The sequence below is a fragment of the Streptomyces sp. So13.3 genome, from assembly GCF_005860785.2.
Taxonomy (GTDB): domain Bacteria; phylum Actinomycetota; class Actinomycetes; order Streptomycetales; family Streptomycetaceae; genus Actinacidiphila; species Actinacidiphila fildesensis.
Genome location: NZ_CP048835.1, coordinates 5,885,146 through 5,900,884, shown reverse-complemented (window position 1 = coordinate 5,900,884; position 15,739 = coordinate 5,885,146). Strand labels below are relative to the sequence as shown.

The following is a 15,739-nucleotide window of genomic DNA, read 5'->3' as shown; positions in this document are numbered from 1 at the left end:
GATAGGTCTCTGGTGTCGGTGTTCGCGAGGTTCGCGGGCGGCCGCGACCCGTTTCGGCCGGCGTCCGGGCCCGCACACACAGAGTCCAAACGCGACACATCGCGAGCATGGCGCATGCGATATATCGCGTCAAGACCAGGGCTCCCGAAATCTTCGGGCACCTCGGCCCGGAGCGGACGTCAGATGACCATGTAGCCGGCCCCCAGCAGAGCGGCCTCGACCGCCTCGCAGTGCTCCGGCCCCTTGGTCTCCAGGTGCAGTTCGACCTCCGCCTCCGTGAGTCCCAGCCGCGGGTCGGTCCGCACGTGGCTCACGTCCAGGACGTTAGCGTCCGCCTCTGACAACACCGCCAGTAGCGTCGCCAGCGCACCGGGACGGTCCGTCACCCGCAGCCGCAGGGACAGATAGCGGCCCGCCGCGGCCATCCCGTGCCGGAGGATCCGCTGCATCAGCAACGGGTCCACGTTCCCCCCGGACAGCACCGCCACCACCGGGCCCTCGAAGGAGTCCGGATCGGACAGCAGCGCCGCCACCGGGCTCGCCCCGGCCGGTTCCACGACCATCTTCGCCCGCTCCAGGCACAGCAGCAGCGCGCTGGAAAGAGCGTCCTCGGAAACGGTACGGACTTCGTCGACCAGTTCGCGAATGATTTTGAACGGGATGTCGCCGGGCCGGCCGACCATGATCCCGTCGGCCATCGTCGCCACCGCGCCCAGCGCCACCGGCTCGCCGGCCGCCAGCGAGGGCGGATACGCCGCCGCGCCCGCCGCCTGCACGCCGATCACCTTCACATCCGGACGCAGCGCCTTCACCGCCAGCGCGACACCCGCGGCGAACCCGCCGCCACCGATGCCGACCACGATCGTCCGCACCTCGGGGCACTGCTCCAGGATCTCCAGGCCCACCGTGCCCTGGCCCGCGATGATGTCCGGGTGGTCGAAGGGGTGGATGAAGACCGCGCCGGTCTCCTCCGCGTACGCCTTGGCGGCGCGCAGCGTCTCGTCCACCACCTGTCCGTGCATCCGCACCTCGGCCCCGTAGTCGCGGGTCGCCGCGATCTTCGGCAGCGGTGCGCCCACCGGCATGAAGACCGTGGACCGCACACCGAGCAGTGACGCGGCCAGCGCGACGCCCTGCGCATGGTTGCCGGCGCTCGCGGCGACGACCCCGGCGGATCGTTCCTCCTGCGTCAGGCCGGCGATCCGCACATACGCGCCGCGCACCTTGAACGAGCCGGTGCGCTGCAGGTTCTCGCACTTCAGATGCACCGGGGAGCCGACCAGACCGGTGAGGTACCGGCTGCCCTCCATCGGGGTCACCCTGGCCACCCCGGACAGCATCTTGTGGGCCCCGCGCACGTCGTCGAGCGTGATCGGGTGGGGTACTGCGGGCGCCGCTCTGTCCATGCGCCCAGTGTCCCAGTTCCGGTCCCGTGTCACCGCCGGAGCACGGTTTGTGCGGGATGGGTCTCATGGTGACCCTCTCCGCGTACTCTTCTCCCAACCTCCGCAGGACCGACAGAACGCGAGCTTCCGGCCATGCCCAATCCATCGGAGTCGCCCTCCTCTCCCCCCCTCGACGAGGAGGGGCCCACCGAACTCTTCGAGCGGCTCCAGCACCAGGTCGCTCTCTTCGCCCGGCGCGCGGAGCAGACCCGCCTCGGCGGTGTGGGCAAGGCCCGCAACTCCATGGACCGGGCCGCTTACCTGCTGCTCAACCGGCTCGACCGCGAAGGCCCGATGGGCGTGAAGGCGCTCGCGGAGGGCATGGGCATCGACTCCTCCACCGTCACCCGCCAGGTCGCGCCGCTCGTCGACACCGGCCTCGTCAAGCGCACCTCGCACCCCGAGGACGGCCGCGCCGTCGTGCTCGCCCTCTCGCCGCGCGGCCTCGGCCGGCTCGAAGAGGTCCGCAGCTCCCGGAAGCAGCTGATGGCCCAGGTCACCGAGGGCTGGAGCGAGAACGAGCGGGAGATGTTCTGCGATCTGCTCGGGCGTTTCAACCTGGCGCTGTCCGAGTGGCACGCGACGACGGTGCAGTCGGGACCGGCCGACGAGTAGGTCCCGACGCCCGGGCCGGCGCTCGAGCCGGTCCTGCCCGGCCGCCGCGCGCACCCCGCACCCGCAGAGCTCTTGACCTGAACCGCCTGCTTGACGTCCACTGGCGGCGTGGGCACGCGCCGGGCGGCAGCGGAGTACCAACGGGACGTCGAGTTTCAGGCGTTCACCGCAGGAGCGGCAGGACGGCTTCTGCACGCCGCCACCCTGCTCACCGGTGACCCGGCCGCGGCCGAGAAACTGCTGGGAACCGTCCTGGCGCACACGTACGCGAACTGGTTCCGGATGCGTTCCGAGGACCCGTACGACCAGGCCCGCACCGAGCTCGTACGGCGCTTCGCGTACCGGCCCTGGTGGCGCCGGCCGCACGGCGGGGCGCTGGACCGGCTCACCGCCCAGGAGCGGCTGGTGGTCGTTCTGCGGCTGTTCGAGGGCGTCGCCGAGGAACAGGCCGCCGCGCAGCTGGGACTGCCTGTGGAGCGCGTACGGGCCATCTGCAACCGTGCCACGGCCACCCTGCGCAGCCGCCCGGCGCCGGCTCCCGCCCGGTCGGTGACCGAGGCCCGTGCGGCGGCGGAGAAGGCCAGGAAACAGGCCGCGTCGGAGAACTCGCGCGAGAACCCGCCGGGGGGTCCGCCCGGGGGATCGCCGGGGGGTCCGCCCGGGAGATCGGCGGGGGGATCGGCGTCCTCGTCGGACACTCCGGCCGAGAGCTCTTCCGCGGCCGACGAGATCCAGGGAGCGGCGTCATGATGCCCCCGGACCGCAAGGAGGAGGAGGTCCGCCGGGTCCTCGACACCCCGCACCCCTACGTCCCCGCCGACCTGGCGGAACGGGCCGCCGAGCGCGGCCGCCGCATCCTGCGGCGGCGCCGCGTCGTGCACCAGCTGCTGTGGCTGCTGCTCGTCGCGGCGATCGTGACGGGCGTGGTGTTCGCGGTGCTGGAGTGGCCCGACCCGCAGCCGCTCGACACCACGCCGCCGGTGGACACCTGGTAGCGGCTCGGCCGGCCACCAGGTGCCCTCACGACGGCTCGGGCACCAGGTGCCCACAGCGACGGATCGGACGGATCAGCCGGTTCGGACGGATCAGCCGAGCGCCTGGGTCAGGTCCGCCAGCAGGTCGTCGACCGACTCGATGCCCACCGAGAGCCGTACGAGGTCCGCCGGGACCTCCAGCGCGGAGCCCACCACCGAGGCGTGCGTCATCCGGCCCGGGTGCTCGATCAGCGACTCGACGCCGCCCAGCGACTCACCCAGCGTGAACAGGCCCGCGCGGTTGCACACCGCGACGGCCGCCTCCTCGCCACCGTTCACCTGGAACGAGATCATGCCGCCGAACGCCTTCATCTGCTTCGCGGCGATCTCGTGCCCCGGGTGCTCGGCCAGCCCCGGGTACAGGACCCGCGACACCTTCGGGTGCGACTGGAGCATCTCGGCGATCCGGGTGGCGTTGGCGCTGTGCCGGTCCATGCGCACCGCCAGCGTCTTGATGCCGCGCATGACCAGCCAGGCGTCGAACGGCCCGGCGATCGCGCCCATCGCGTTCTGGTGGTAGGCCAGCTCGTCGCCGAGCGCCGCGTCACCGGTGATCAGCGCGCCGCCGACGACGTCGGAGTGCCCGCCCATGTACTTCGTCGTCGAGTGCAGGACGATATCCGCGCCGAGCGCGAGCGGCTGCTGCAGGTACGGGCTCGCGAACGTGTTGTCCACCACCAGCCGCACGCCGGTGCCGGCGCCGCGGGCGATCTCCGCCAGCGCCGCGATGTCCGTGATGCCGAGCAGCGGGTTCGACGGGGTCTCGACCCAGATCGCCTTGGTGTTCGGCCGCAGCTGCGCCCGCACGGCCGCCGGGTCGGACGTGTCGGCCACCGACCACTGGACGCCCCAGCGCTCGACGACCTTGGCGAACAGGCGGAACGTGCCGCCGTACGCGTCGTTCGGGATCACCACGTGGTCGCCGGGCGACAGGATGGTGCGCAGCAGGCAGTCCTCCGCCGCCAGCCCGGACGCGAAGGCCAGCCCGCGCCGGCCGCCTTCCAGTGCCGCGAGGTTCTCCTCCAGCGCGGTTCTGGTCGGGTTGGCGGAGCGGCTGTATTCGTAGCCGCCGCGCAGCCCGCCCACTCCGTCCTGCTTGTACGTCGACACCTGGTAGATCGGCGTCACCACGGCGCCGGTCTGGGCGTCCGCCGCCTGACCGGCGTGGATCGCGAGGGTTTCGAAATTCTGGTGCTGCTGGTCGTGGTCGCTCATTCCGCCGAGCGTAGTCGCCCGGGCCCGGTAACCGCCTGGTCCGGGTGCTGCCCCACGCCGTATGATCCCGCTTCGAGTTCGAACTCTTGTCCTGTGGGGGGACCTTCTTCAATGGGCGCAACCTTGCGCGCGCTGCGCGCTCTCGTGCTGCTCGCGGGCTTCTACGTCCTCAGTACCGGCCTGCTGGCCGTGCTGGCCGGAGTGTTCGGCGTGATCGTCTACGAGTCCTTCCAGGGGCACCTCGCCCTGCTCTTCCTCGGCAAGCTGCTCGTGGTGCCGCTGCTGCTGACCTTCCCGATCATTCGCGGAGTGTTCATGTTCCGCGGCGGCAAGGGCGACGAGGGCCCCCCGGGGCTGACCGTGGACGACACGCAGCAGCCGGAGCTGTGGGCCGAGGTGCGTGACCTCGCGCGGCAGGCCGGCACCCGCCCGCCCCGTGACATCACCCTCACCGGCCAGGTCAACGCGGGTGTCTCGGAGCGCGCCCATCTGCTGGGCCTGTTGCCCGGACGGCGCCGGCTGTTCCTCGGCGTACCGCTCATGACCGGGCTCGGCGTCCCCCACCTGCGCGCCGTCCTCGCCCATGAACTCGGCCACTACAGCAACCGCGACACCCGCCTCGCCGGCATCACCATGCGCGGCCGGGACAGCGTCGTCCGTACCATCGAGTCCTTCCACGTACAGGCCGCGGCGAACGACAGCGCCTCGCACGCGGTGCTGGCCAGGATCTACACCGGCTACGCCAAGCTCTACATGCGCGCCTCCCAGTCCGTCGGCCGCCGCCAGGAGCTCGCCGCCGACCGCGCCGCCGCACGCATCGTGGGCCGCGACGCGGCGGCCGGCGCACTGCGCGAGATCCCGGTCCTGGACGCCGCCTTCGACTTCTACGTCAGCCGCTACGCGACCCTCGGCTGGGACGTGGAACTGCTCCCGCCCACCGGCGAGTTCTACGGCGGGCTGCGGCATCTGCTGGCCGACCCGGACCGCCGCACCGAGCTGGCGGGACTGCGGGCGGAGCTCCCCGAGCCGGAGCACTCCCCCTACGACTCGCACCCGCCCATCGCCGAACGCGTCCGCCTGCTCGAAGCGCTCCCCGACGACGGTGTGCGCGACGATCCCGACGCACCGTCCGCCCTCACCCTGCTGCGCGACCCGGACGGGGTACTGGCCGCCCTGGAGACCGCGACGCTCGCGGCCGGCGCGGCAAGGATGCGGCACGTCAGCTGGGAAGCCCTCGCGAGCCAGGCCGGGCTCGCCACCTTCCGGGCCGGCGCGCGGCCGCTCCAGCAGGCCGCGGCGGGGGCCGGTCACGCCGCGGAGCGCGGCCTCGCGAGCCTCGACGAGATCCTGGACGCCATCGACGCCGGCCGGCTGTGGGCCATCGCCGACCGGCTCCCCAAATCCCCCGAAGCCGCCGCCGTCACCGGCCGCGCGGCCCGCGAATTCGCGCGGCCCGCGCTGCGCTCGGGCCTGTCCATGCTGACCTGCGTCACCCTCGCCGACGCCGGCAAGGCCGACTGGACGCTCTCCTGGTCCACCCCCGCCCGCCTCACCCTCCCCGACGGTTACGACGAGGCCCTCCCCGAGGCCCTCGACGCCGCCGTCACCGACGACCCCGACACCGGGCCGCTGCGCGAGCTCCTGGCCGGCGCACTTCCCCTCATCCAGGAGCCCTGAGTCCATGGCAGTAGCCTTGCTTGTCTTCCTCGTGCTCGGGCTGAGCCCCAGGCTCCGCCGGCAGTACCACCGGTTCATGACCAGAAGGGCGGTCAGCCGGCCGCCCGAGCCCGGCCTGGTGCCGAAGGATCAGCAGGACACGACCCGCCCGGGCCCCGACCCGGTGCTGGACGTCGCCCTGGCCGCGGGGCGGGCCGGCGACTGGCAGCCCGCCGCCCAGCTGCTCGCCGACACCGGCGACGACTGGGATCTCCGCGCCTACCGGGCCGAGCGGCTGGGCAAGCTCGCCGCCTGGGACAACACCTCGTTGAAGGCCTGGCAGGCAGAACGGCCGGACGACCCCACCGCGGCACTCGTCGAGGCGCACGGACTGGTCGACCTGGCCTGGAAGAGGCGCGGGGGCCACTACGCGCGGTACACCAGCGCGCAGGAGTTCCAGGGGTTCTTCGACCTGCTGACCCGAGCACGGGCCGCGGCCTTCCGCGCCGTGCAGCTGGCGCCCGAGGACCCCTGCGCGAGAATGCCGGAACTCTGGGTCGGGATCGGTTTCGGATACTCCCACCACGATTTCCACCTGATGTGGACGGAGGTCGACAAGCGTGCCCCGCACCACTTCCTCGCCCACAGCTCGGTGCTGCAGTACCTGTGCGCGAAGTGGTGCGGTTCGGGAGAGCTGGCGAACCGCTTCGCCGCCGACGCCGCGGCCGGCGCTCCCCTCGGCAGCCTGCTCCAGGCTCTGCCGCTGATCAGCTGGTACGAGCACGGCGGCTTGCAGGGTGTGAAGCGCGCCGGATACCGGGCGCCCTACCTGCTCGCCCGGGTCGACGCCCTGCTGGCCGACGTGGCCGCCGCCCGCGCGGACCACCCCCAGCTGCCCGAGGCCCGGCACCTCCTCGCGTTCTTCCTGTATCAGCAGGGGCGCTTCCAGGAGTCCGCCGAGCAGTTCCGGCTGGTCGACGGCTGGATCGACGCCCTCCCCTGGCGCTACCAGGTGGATCCCGCGGAGTTCTTCGTCGCCACCCGGAACAAAGCGATCCGGAAGGCACTCCAGCGGGCGAAATGAACCCGCACGGAATCCCGCGGGCCGTCCATACGTTCTCTCAGAGCGAGCCGACCCCGGAGGAGTAACCCCCATGTTCCTGAACCGCCACAAGAACCACCTGCCCTCCGCCGACGAGGCCCTCAAGGGCCGCCCGGAGCCGGAATTCGACGTGCCCGCGCGGCACACCGTGCTGGGCAAGCAGCTGACCGGCCCGTACCCCGCCGATCTGGCGGTCGTGGACTTCGGGATGGGCTGTTTCTGGGGCGCCGAGCGCAAGTTCTGGCAGACCCCGGGCGTCTGGACCACCCTCGTCGGCTACCAGGGCGGCCACACCCCGAACCCCACCTACGACGAGGTCTGCAGCGGTCTCACCGCCCACACCGAGGCCGTCCGCGTCGTCTACGACCCCGCGCTGGTGTCCTTCGCCGAGCTGCTGAAGGTCTTCTGGGAGTCCCACAACCCCACCCAGGGCAACCGCCAGGGCAACGACTCCGGCACCCAGTACCGCTCCGCGGTCTACACCCACTCCCCGGACCAGCTCACCGGCGCCCAGGCCTCCCGCGACGCCTACCAGCAGATCCTCACCAAGGCCGGCTACGGCGACATCACCACCGAAATCCTCCCGGCCGGCCCCTTCTACCCCGCCGAGCCCTACCACCAGCAGTACCTCGACAAGAACCCCGACGGCTACTGCGGCATCGGCGGCACCGGCGTCAACCTGGACTCCCCCTCGGAGACGAACTGGGGCCGCTCCTGCCCGACCGGAATCGCCCCGGCAGATGGCTGACCCACTCCCGCCCGGCGCGGATGTCGGTTTCGACAGCGAAGCCCTGTCCGCGCTGTGGCGGGAAAGACGGCCGCTGGGCCCGCCGGTCGCGCACCGACTACGAAGCGTCTACAACGACCGGTGGGTGCGCTTCCACAGCCTCCCCGGGGGGAAGCGCTACCCGGAGAACGAGCACGAGTACACCACCGTCCTGGACCGGTACAACACGGTCCTGGACGGGTTGTTCGTCGGCAGAGACGTGTACGTGGTGACCACGGCCTGGTCGGTTCCTCCCGCCGAAGCGGAGCACCCCGCAACCCGCCGCGACGCGGACCACGGCGCCTCCCGCTGGACCACGCTCACGGACGCGGAGGACCCCGATCTCGATTCCGACGTCCACACCCACCTCTACGTCAGCCGACGACCATGGCAGAGCGGCTGCATCGACACGCTGCTCCGGCACGTGGCGGATGACGAACTGGCCGGCGTGCTCGTAACCGATACGGATCTCCGCCGGATCCACCACCCCTACGACGGCGGGGCCGACGTCATCCTGGCAACGCCCCAGGAGCGGGACGCCCTACGCGACGAGCACAGGAACTGGCTGTCCAGCCATCCCTCAGGCTGCTGAGACGACGTGTTCGAGTACCACGGCTGGATCACGCTCGTAGGGAGTCCCGACCCCGAGGACGAGACTCCCTGCGACGCGTTCCTCGGCCAGGTGCGGACACTCCTCGATCGCATGGACAGTCCCTACCTGGCCGACCTGCGCGCGATGAACGGTCGCTGGATGCTGCACATCGCCGGCCACCCCAACCGTTCCGGACTGCACGGCCCGGAGATCATCGACCTGTTCACGGAAGTCGGCCGCATCGCGCCCGGCTCCTACGGTCTGCTCCACACGTACGACGACGAAGACCCGCAGAACCCCAACGCCTTCCGAGTCCACCGCCTCGCCCGCGGCGCCCTCACCGAGCGACCGGACCCGTTCCTGTCCCCCGTCCGGCCCACCATCGAAGATCCGTGACCACGATCACGGCTGCGCTTGTCCCGCACCACCGCCAACGACCCTCGCGATCCGGACGACCAGCGGTACCTTGACCGCAACGTTGACGGGTACTGCGGGCCGGGAGGCACGGGTGTTTCCATCCCCATCGGAGTCGTCACGACCGACAGACGACCCTCCGTGCTCCGATCCGATCTTCGGCGGCCGCTGGATCCATGAGGCCAATCTGCGGCCGTTCTGCGAGTCGGTTGCGGAGTTCTCGGGCTACCGCTTCGACGACTCGGACTGGGGGGCTACCGAGGGCGCCCTCCCAGGCACGGACGTGGAGAGGCCCGGGGGCTGGTACGACTACCCGTTGGCGGGCCGAATACCGCTGACCCTGCTGGTCGCGGCCGACCCTGGTTCCTCCGTCGTCTTCGTGCGACTCGAAGGGGAAGCCGACGACCGCACGAAAGCACAGATCGACGCGGCACTCCACATCTTCAGCAGGTACAACGCAAGCTGATTCTGTCAGTGCCAGGCACCAGAATCGTGACTATGGATGTGAGATCTGACTTCGCGTTGAAGTTGCAACTGGAGCGCGTGGCCGAGCAAGCCATCGATCCTGACGTCAAGGACGCGCTTGCATCGGTCTTCAAGCATATGCGCAGCGGAAAGGTCCCCTACAGAGGAGGCCAAGCACTCGTCACCGTACTGAAGAACGTGCGCTCGGCAGCGGCAGCGGCAGACGAGTGGCACATCGTGCGACTGATACAAGACTCTCTGGACTACGCGGAAGGTCGGATCCTCCGACCGGACTTCGAAGAGCGATACCGCCTCTTTCAACGGTCGACACAACCGCTGAGCTCGCACCAGGACTTCCTGGCACGAACGATAGCCGCGAGTCTTGCCTTCTTCGCTCAGCTCGGCGATCAGTACCTCAGCGAGTATCCCGACGCGAGCCCGAGCGAGGTGCTTACTCACGTAGGGTCCGTCGCCCGGGACGCCCGTTACATGCAACAGTCGCAGGAGCAACCCAGCCGGTATCGAATAGTCCGTGGCTCTGCCGAGGTGGCCGCGTGGATGGAGCAAGTCCTACGCGAAAGAGTCGATTTGGAAGATCCGGAGAAATCTGCCCGCCACATCGTGATGTCTCCTGGCTCCTTGGCAATTTTGGCAGCGGACGAGGAGGGGCAACTGCTACTCCGGGCCGCCGAGATTCAAAAGCGTCGGAAGGATCTCAAGGCGTTGCGCAAGGTGGTGGAGGATCCGGAGGCGAGTGAGCTCGACTTGCAACGCGCGCTGGACGGTCAGCACTGGATCTTCGGTGGCCAGTTCGCGAGCCAAGCGGTCCAGCGCCGATTGGTACCAGGCGACGAGGTGGATATCCCCCTCATACGCGGGGATGGCGCACTACATATCGTCGAGTTGAAGCGTTCCATGAGCCTGCGCGGCCGCCTGGTCAAGGAACACCGAGGGTGCTGGGTACCGACGGCCGAAGTACACGACGCAGTGAGCCAAGCGGTCAACTACCTTGTCGGCTTGGATGAACACCGACTCCGCATTCGAGATGAACTGGGCATCGAGACTCGGCGAGCAAGCGCACTCGTGTTGATTGGACACCCTGCCGCGCAACCCGTTGTTGCCGAAGACGCGATCAACGAGGCCTTCCGCACCCTCAACACACACATCAGTCGCGTTGAGGTCATGACCTATAAGGAACTGGTCGACAACGCAGAGCGTGCATTGGACGGCTGGCAATGAAGGTACGCGCCACTGAACATGCACCTGCTCCCATGGCTGCGCTTCGCGAACCTGCTCGTGTACGCCGCGGAGGTCTCCTTGCCGACCGCCGTGTCGGGGCCGGGCCCTCGTCGGGTGGCCCGGCCCCGACAGCCGGCTAGGTCGCCAGGACCCGCTCCGTCACTGTGACGCGGCCCTTGCGGATGGTTGCCAGGCGGGGGGCGCGTTTGGCGATGGCGGAGTCGTGGGTGACGAGGATGAAGGTCAGGCCGCGTTCTCTCCACAGGCCTTCGAGGAGGCCCATGATGTCGTCGCGGGTGGCCTCGTCGAGGTTGCCGGTGGGCTCGTCGGCGAGGAGGACCTTGGGCTTCTTGACGAGGGCGCGGGCGATGGCGACGCGCTGCTGCTGACCGCCGGAGAGTTCGGAGGGCAGGTGGCTCAGGCGTTCGTCGAGGCCGACGGACTCCAGTGCCTCGACGGTGAGGCGGCGGCGTTCCGCGGGCTTGACGCCCATGGGGACGAGGGCCGTCTCGACGTTCTCCTGGGCGGTGAGCGTCGGGATGAGGTTGAAGCTCTGGAAGATGAAGCCGATGTTCTCGGCGCGCATCCTGGTGAGCTTGGCCTCGCCGAGCCGGGCGAGGTCGACGCCGTCGAACTCCACCGAGCCCTCGGTCGGGCGGTCGAGGGCGCCGAGCATCTGCAGCAGGGTGGACTTGCCGCCGCCGGTGGGGCCCTGGATGACGAGCTGGTCGCCGTCCTCGATGGTGAGATCGACACCCCGTAGGGCCTCGACGGTGTCCTTGCCGCGTCGGTAGTGCTTGGTGACGCCGGTCAGCTGGTACATGGTCAACTCCCTTGAGACTGAAGGTGGGTGGCTATTCGACGCGGCGCAGGGCGTCCGCCGGGCGGAGCCTGGAGGCGCGCCAGCCGCCGAAGGTGCCCGCGATGAGGCCGCCGGCGACGGCGAGGCCGACCGACAGGCCGATGGTGCCGAGGCTGACGGGAGCGGTCAGCGCGATGTCCAGCGCCTTCGTCGCGGCCTGCCGCCCGGGCCCGCCGCCGAAGCCACCACCGCCACCGCCACCGGAGGCGACCGACGCGGTCAGCGTCGGGCTGATGGCGGTGATGAGGTACGCGCCGCCGAGGCCGAGCGCGATACCGAGGACGCCGCCGATGAGGCCGTTGACCAGGGCCTCGCCCATCACCTGACCGGTGACCCGGCGGCTCTTCCAGCCCAGCGCCTTGAGCGTGCCGAACTCCCGCACGCGCCTGCTGACGGCGGAGGAGGTGAGCAGTCCCGCGACCAGGAACGCGGCGATCAGCACGGCGATGGAGAGCCACTTGCCGAGGTTCGTCGCCAGGTCGGAAGCGGTGGCGAGCGAACCGGAGACCGTGGAGGCGAGATCGGCGGAGGTGGTGACCGTCGTGCCCGGGACGTTGTTCTGGATGGCGGACTTGACGCCGTCGATCTGCTGCGAGTCCGTGGCCTTCACATAGACCGTGGTGACCTTGTCCTTGGCGCCGGCCAGCGTCTGGGCCTGCGTCAGCGGGATGTAGACGTTGGCGGCGGAGTCGCCGCTGTCGGCGGTCGCGATGCCGATGACCTTGTACTTGACGGCCTTGATGGTGAGCGTGCCACCGACCGCGAGCTTGTTCTCCTTGGCGTAGGAGCTGTCGAGGACGGCCACGGCGGTGTTGGACTGCGCGCTCGTGAAGGACGTACCCGAGGTGATCTTCGAGGAGGTCAGCGGCCCGAGCGCCGGCTTGGCGACGTCCACGCCGTAGACCGAGTAGTTGTTGACGTCGAACTGCGCGCCACCGCCCTGCACCTCACTCGGCGGCTGCGCGCCGCCACCACCGCGCCCGCCGCCGGTGGTCTGGCCCTGCTTGACCTGCCCCCGGTCGAACTGCCCGCTCACCTTCAGCACCCGCAGGCTCAGCCCGCCGACGGCGTCGTCCACCCCCTTCTGCCCGGCGACCTGGGACACGACCGTGCTGGGCAGCGACTCGAAGCCCTGCACCATCACCTGGTCGCTGCTCTGCTCCTTGGAGTCCGTGGTGGCACCGAAGTTGAACTTCGGACGCCCGGTGGCCCCGGTACTGCCCTGCGCGGCGGCGGCCTTGGTGACCGTCATATCGGTCCCGAGGCCGTACAGGGACTGCAGGACCTTGCCCTGCGCCACCTGCATCCCCGCCGAGGCCGAGTTGACGGTGATGACCAGCCCGATACCGAGGGCCAGCCCCAGCGCGATGACCAGCGCGGCCTTTCTGCGACGTCGCAGCTCGCGCCTGAGATACGTAAAGAACATGCGATTCCTCGCCGTTGCCACCCCGGCCAGGATGCGGGGGGATGAATGGGGACGGCGGAAGTACGAGTGGATCGGAGGTCCCTCGTACTCCCGCTGCGCCGTCACGGTAGGAACCAGCGGTGATGAACGGGTGAGGCCGGACTGAGAGCCGGATGAGAAAGGTCAGCGGGCGCCGAGCAGGTGGTCCATCGCCAGCTGGTCGAGCTGCTCGAACGCCATGCCCTTCACCGCCGCCGCCTCGACGTCGAAGTCCTCGAACGACGCCCGGTCGCCCAGCAGATCACTGAGCGTCTCGCCCTCCCCCAGCGTCGGCCGGGCCAGCTCGTCCAGCCGGGACGCCCTGAGCGCCTCCTGCACGACCGGATCGGCACGGAACGCGGCGGCGCGCTCCTTCAGCAGCAGGTAGTTGCGCATGCACCCGGCGGCCGAGGCCCAGACGCCGTCGGAGTCCTCGGTACGCGGCGGCTTGAAGTCGAAGTGCCGGGGCCCCTCGTAACCGGCGGTCTCCAGCAGATCGACGAGCCAGAACGCGTCCCGCAGATTGCCCGCGCCGAAGCGCAGGTCCTGGTCGTACTTGATGCCGGTCTGGCCGTTGAGGTCGATGTGGAAGAGCTTGCCGTGCCACAGCGCCTGCGCGATGCCGTGCGTGAAGTTGAGCCCGGCCATCTGCTCGTGCCCGGTCTCGGGGTTCACCCCGACCAGCTCCGGGTGCTCCAGCTCGTTGATGAACGCGAGCGCGTGCCCCACGGTCGGCAGCAGGATGTCGCCGCGCGGCTCGTTCGGCTTGGGCTCCACGGCGAACCGCAGGTCGTACCCCTGCCCCAGCACATACTCGCCGAGCAGGTCGAACGCCTCCTTCATCCGGTCCAGCGCGACCCGCACGTCCTTGGCCGCCCCGGACTCCGCCCCTTCCCGGCCGCCCCACGCCACATAGACCTGCGCACCGAGCTCGACGGCCAGATCGATGTTCCGGACCGTCTTGCGCAGCGCGTACCGCCGTACGTCACGGTCGTTGGACGTGAAGGCGCCGTCCTTGAAGACCGGGTGCGTGAAGAGATTGGTGGTGGCCATGGGCACCACCAGGCCGGTCGCGTCGAGGGCCTGCCGGAACCGCTTGATGTGCGTCTCGCGCTCGACCTCCGTGGCGCCGAACGGGATGAGGTCGTCGTCGTGGAACGTCACGCCGTACGCGCCCAGCTCGGCGAGCCGGGTGACGGACTCGACCGGGTCGAGGGCGGGGCGGCTGGCGTCACCGAACGGGTCGCGGCCCTGCCAGCCGACCGTCCAGAGGCCGAAAGTGAACTTGTGCTCGGGGGTGGGGGTGAGACTCATGGCGCCGGCTCCTATTCGTAAGACCGTTGAACAAATTAGTATGCGGGGACCGCGATGGGAAGAGAAGGGGGTCGCTCAATGGAACCGACGGTCGTGATCGGGGTGGACAGCTCCACCCAGTCGACGAAGGCGCTGGCGGTCCGGGTGGACACCGGCGAAGTGCTGGCGCGGGCCAGATCGCCCCACACGGTCAGCGAGGGCGGAAGGCGCGAAACGGACCCGGAGGTCTGGTGGCAAGCCCTCAGAACAACCCTCGAAGCCCTGTCCCCACACCCGGCCTCGGCCATCTCCATCGGAGGCCAACAACATGGCTTGGTCACCCTCGACGCATCGGGTAAGGCCCTGCGCCCGGCCCTCCTCTGGAACGACGTGCGATCAGCCCCCCAGGCAGAGGCACTCGTCGCACGCTTCGGAGCCAAACACTGGGCCGAGCGCTTCGGCTCCGTACCCGGCGCCAGCTTCACCGTCGCGAAATGGGCCTGGCTGCGCGAGAACGAACCGGCCGTCGCCGCCGCGACGGCCGGAGTGCGCCTGCCGCACGACTTCCTCACCGAACGGCTGACGGGCCAGGCGGTCACGGATCGCGGCGACGTATCGGGAACCGGCTGGTGGGCCTCGGACACCGAGACCTACGACAACGCCGTCCTCACCACCGTCGGCCTCGACGAAGCCCTCCTCCCCCGCGTACTGGCCCCAGGAGAACCAGCAGGGACCACGCTCCCCGGCCTCCCCCTCCCACCCGGCATCCCGGTCGCCTCCGGCACCGGCGACAACGCGGCGGCCGCCCTGGGCCTCGGCCTGACCCCCGGCCGCGCCGCCCTCAGCCTGGGCACCTCGGGAACCGTCTACACCCCCTCGACCAACCGCCCCACCGACCCCACGGGAACGGTCGCCGGCTTCGCGGGGGCACACGGCGGCTGGCTCCCGCTCGCCTGCACCCTGAACTGCACCCAGGCGGTGGACAAGATCGCCGGCCTCCTCAGCCTCACCAGAGAAGCCGTGGAACCCAACAGAACGATCACCCTCCTCCCCTTCCTCGACGGAGAGCGCACCCCCAACCTCCCCCTCGCCTCGGGCACCCTCACCGGCCTGCGCCACGACACCACCCCCGGCCAGATCCTCCAGGCCGCCTACGACGGCGCCACCTACACCCTCCTCACCGCCCTGGACCTGGTCCTGGCCGTCGACGACCGGCCCTCCGACGAGCCCCTCCTCCTGATCGGCGGCGGCGCCCGCGGCACCGCCTGGCGGCAGACCGTCCGCCGGCTGTCCGGACGAGCGGTCCAGATCCCCGACGCGGACGACCTCGTCGCCCTGGGCGCCGCCGCGCAGGCGGCCGCCCTCCTCACCGGCGAAACACCCACCGACATCGCCGTCCGCTGGGGCACGTCGGCGGGCCCGGTCTACGATCCGATCGAACGGGACGAAACCACGCTGGAATCCCTGAGAGCGGCGCTGACCACCACCTGACGAACGACACGCAGGAGGCCAGGGCCCCCACCCCCCGGGGGGCTCGAACCGGAGGGGGACGGGTCCGCAGGGGTGGGGTTGCGAAATGCCGCCGAGCTATTTGTGA

General features: G+C 70.2%; 15 protein-coding genes and 1 pseudogene. 11 read left to right on the top strand and 5 right to left on the bottom strand.

From position 1 onward, the window contains the following. Positions 1 to 179: 179 nt before the first annotated feature. Positions 180 to 1,406, bottom strand: a complete 1,227-nt coding sequence (ilvA, locus tag C8250_RS26735; RefSeq protein ID WP_138352161.1) for a threonine ammonia-lyase — start codon at positions 1,404 to 1,406, stop codon at positions 180 to 182. A 132-nt stretch (positions 1,407 to 1,538) separates the two neighbouring features. Between ilvA and C8250_RS26730 the strand changes: the two genes are divergently transcribed. From C8250_RS26730 to C8250_RS26720, 3 genes and pseudogenes are all read left to right on the top strand, one after another. Continuing rightward, positions 1,539 to 2,060 (top strand): MarR family transcriptional regulator, encoded by a 522-nt coding sequence (locus tag C8250_RS26730; protein ID WP_138352162.1) that lies wholly within the window; start codon positions 1,539 to 1,541, stop codon positions 2,058 to 2,060. Between the two features lie 108 nt (positions 2,061 to 2,168). After that, positions 2,169 to 2,594, top strand: a pseudogene (locus tag C8250_RS26725) (sigma factor-like helix-turn-helix DNA-binding protein); the annotation flags it as partial. A 212-nt stretch (positions 2,595 to 2,806) separates the two neighbouring features. Continuing rightward, positions 2,807 to 3,055: a hypothetical protein gene (locus C8250_RS26720; RefSeq protein WP_138352164.1), complete on the top strand. Its 249-nt coding sequence runs from the start codon at positions 2,807 to 2,809 to the stop codon at positions 3,053 to 3,055. 90 nt (positions 3,056 to 3,145) lie between these two features. Here C8250_RS26720 and C8250_RS26715 read toward each other — a convergent pair whose 3' ends face one another. Next, positions 3,146 to 4,309, bottom strand: a complete 1,164-nt coding sequence (locus C8250_RS26715) for a cystathionine gamma-synthase (protein WP_138352165.1) — start codon at positions 4,307 to 4,309, stop codon at positions 3,146 to 3,148. 111 nt (positions 4,310 to 4,420) lie between these two features. Between C8250_RS26715 and C8250_RS26710 the strand changes: the two genes are divergently transcribed. The 7 genes from C8250_RS26710 (at position 4,421) to C8250_RS26680 (ending at position 10,543) form a co-directional block, all read left to right on the top strand. After that, positions 4,421 to 5,986, top strand: coding sequence for a M48 family metallopeptidase (locus C8250_RS26710; RefSeq protein WP_138352166.1), 1,566 nt, complete (start codon positions 4,421 to 4,423; stop codon positions 5,984 to 5,986). A 4-nt stretch (positions 5,987 to 5,990) separates the two neighbouring features. Beyond that, complete coding sequence (locus C8250_RS26705) at positions 5,991 to 7,049, top strand: hypothetical protein (RefSeq protein WP_138352167.1); 1,059 nt, start codon at positions 5,991 to 5,993, stop codon at positions 7,047 to 7,049. A 70-nt stretch (positions 7,050 to 7,119) separates the two neighbouring features. Beyond that, complete coding sequence (gene msrA, locus C8250_RS26700) at positions 7,120 to 7,815, top strand: peptide-methionine (S)-S-oxide reductase MsrA (RefSeq protein WP_138352168.1); 696 nt, start codon at positions 7,120 to 7,122, stop codon at positions 7,813 to 7,815. Continuing rightward, a complete protein-coding gene (locus tag C8250_RS26695) occupies positions 7,808 to 8,425 on the top strand; it encodes a hypothetical protein (RefSeq protein ID WP_232484664.1) in 618 nt (205 codons plus the stop codon). The genes msrA and C8250_RS26695 overlap by 8 nt, the downstream gene beginning before the upstream one ends. 6 nt (positions 8,426 to 8,431) lie before the next feature. Further along, on the top strand, positions 8,432 to 8,821 hold the full coding sequence (locus C8250_RS26690) for an Imm7 family immunity protein (RefSeq protein ID WP_138352169.1): 390 nt from the start codon (positions 8,432 to 8,434) through the stop codon (positions 8,819 to 8,821). Positions 8,822 to 8,933: 112 nt separating this feature from the next. Continuing rightward, positions 8,934 to 9,305, top strand: a complete 372-nt coding sequence (locus C8250_RS26685) for a hypothetical protein (RefSeq protein WP_346268773.1) — start codon at positions 8,934 to 8,936, stop codon at positions 9,303 to 9,305. A 32-nt stretch (positions 9,306 to 9,337) separates the two neighbouring features. After that, complete coding sequence (locus C8250_RS26680; RefSeq protein ID WP_138352171.1) at positions 9,338 to 10,543, top strand: Shedu anti-phage system protein SduA domain-containing protein; 1,206 nt, start codon at positions 9,338 to 9,340, stop codon at positions 10,541 to 10,543. A gap of 136 nt (positions 10,544 to 10,679) precedes the next feature. On the opposite strand, the gene C8250_RS26675 is transcribed toward C8250_RS26680, so the two are convergent. From C8250_RS26675 to xylA, 3 genes are all read right to left on the bottom strand, one after another. Then, positions 10,680 to 11,366: an ABC transporter ATP-binding protein gene (locus tag C8250_RS26675; protein ID WP_138352172.1), complete on the bottom strand. Its 687-nt coding sequence runs from the start codon at positions 11,364 to 11,366 to the stop codon at positions 10,680 to 10,682. A gap of 31 nt (positions 11,367 to 11,397) precedes the next feature. Continuing rightward, positions 11,398 to 12,831, bottom strand: coding sequence for an ABC transporter permease (locus tag C8250_RS26670; protein ID WP_138352173.1), 1,434 nt, complete (start codon positions 12,829 to 12,831; stop codon positions 11,398 to 11,400). Between the two features lie 162 nt (positions 12,832 to 12,993). Beyond that, entirely contained in the window at positions 12,994 to 14,163 is a 1,170-nt protein-coding gene (gene xylA, locus C8250_RS26665; protein ID WP_138352174.1) for a xylose isomerase, read from the bottom strand. 78 nt (positions 14,164 to 14,241) lie between these two features. Here xylA and xylB point away from each other — a divergent pair, with 78 nt between their 5' ends. Further along, positions 14,242 to 15,633, top strand: a complete 1,392-nt coding sequence (gene xylB / locus C8250_RS26660) for a xylulokinase (RefSeq protein WP_138352175.1) — start codon at positions 14,242 to 14,244, stop codon at positions 15,631 to 15,633. The last annotated feature ends 106 nt before the right edge of the window (positions 15,634 to 15,739 follow it).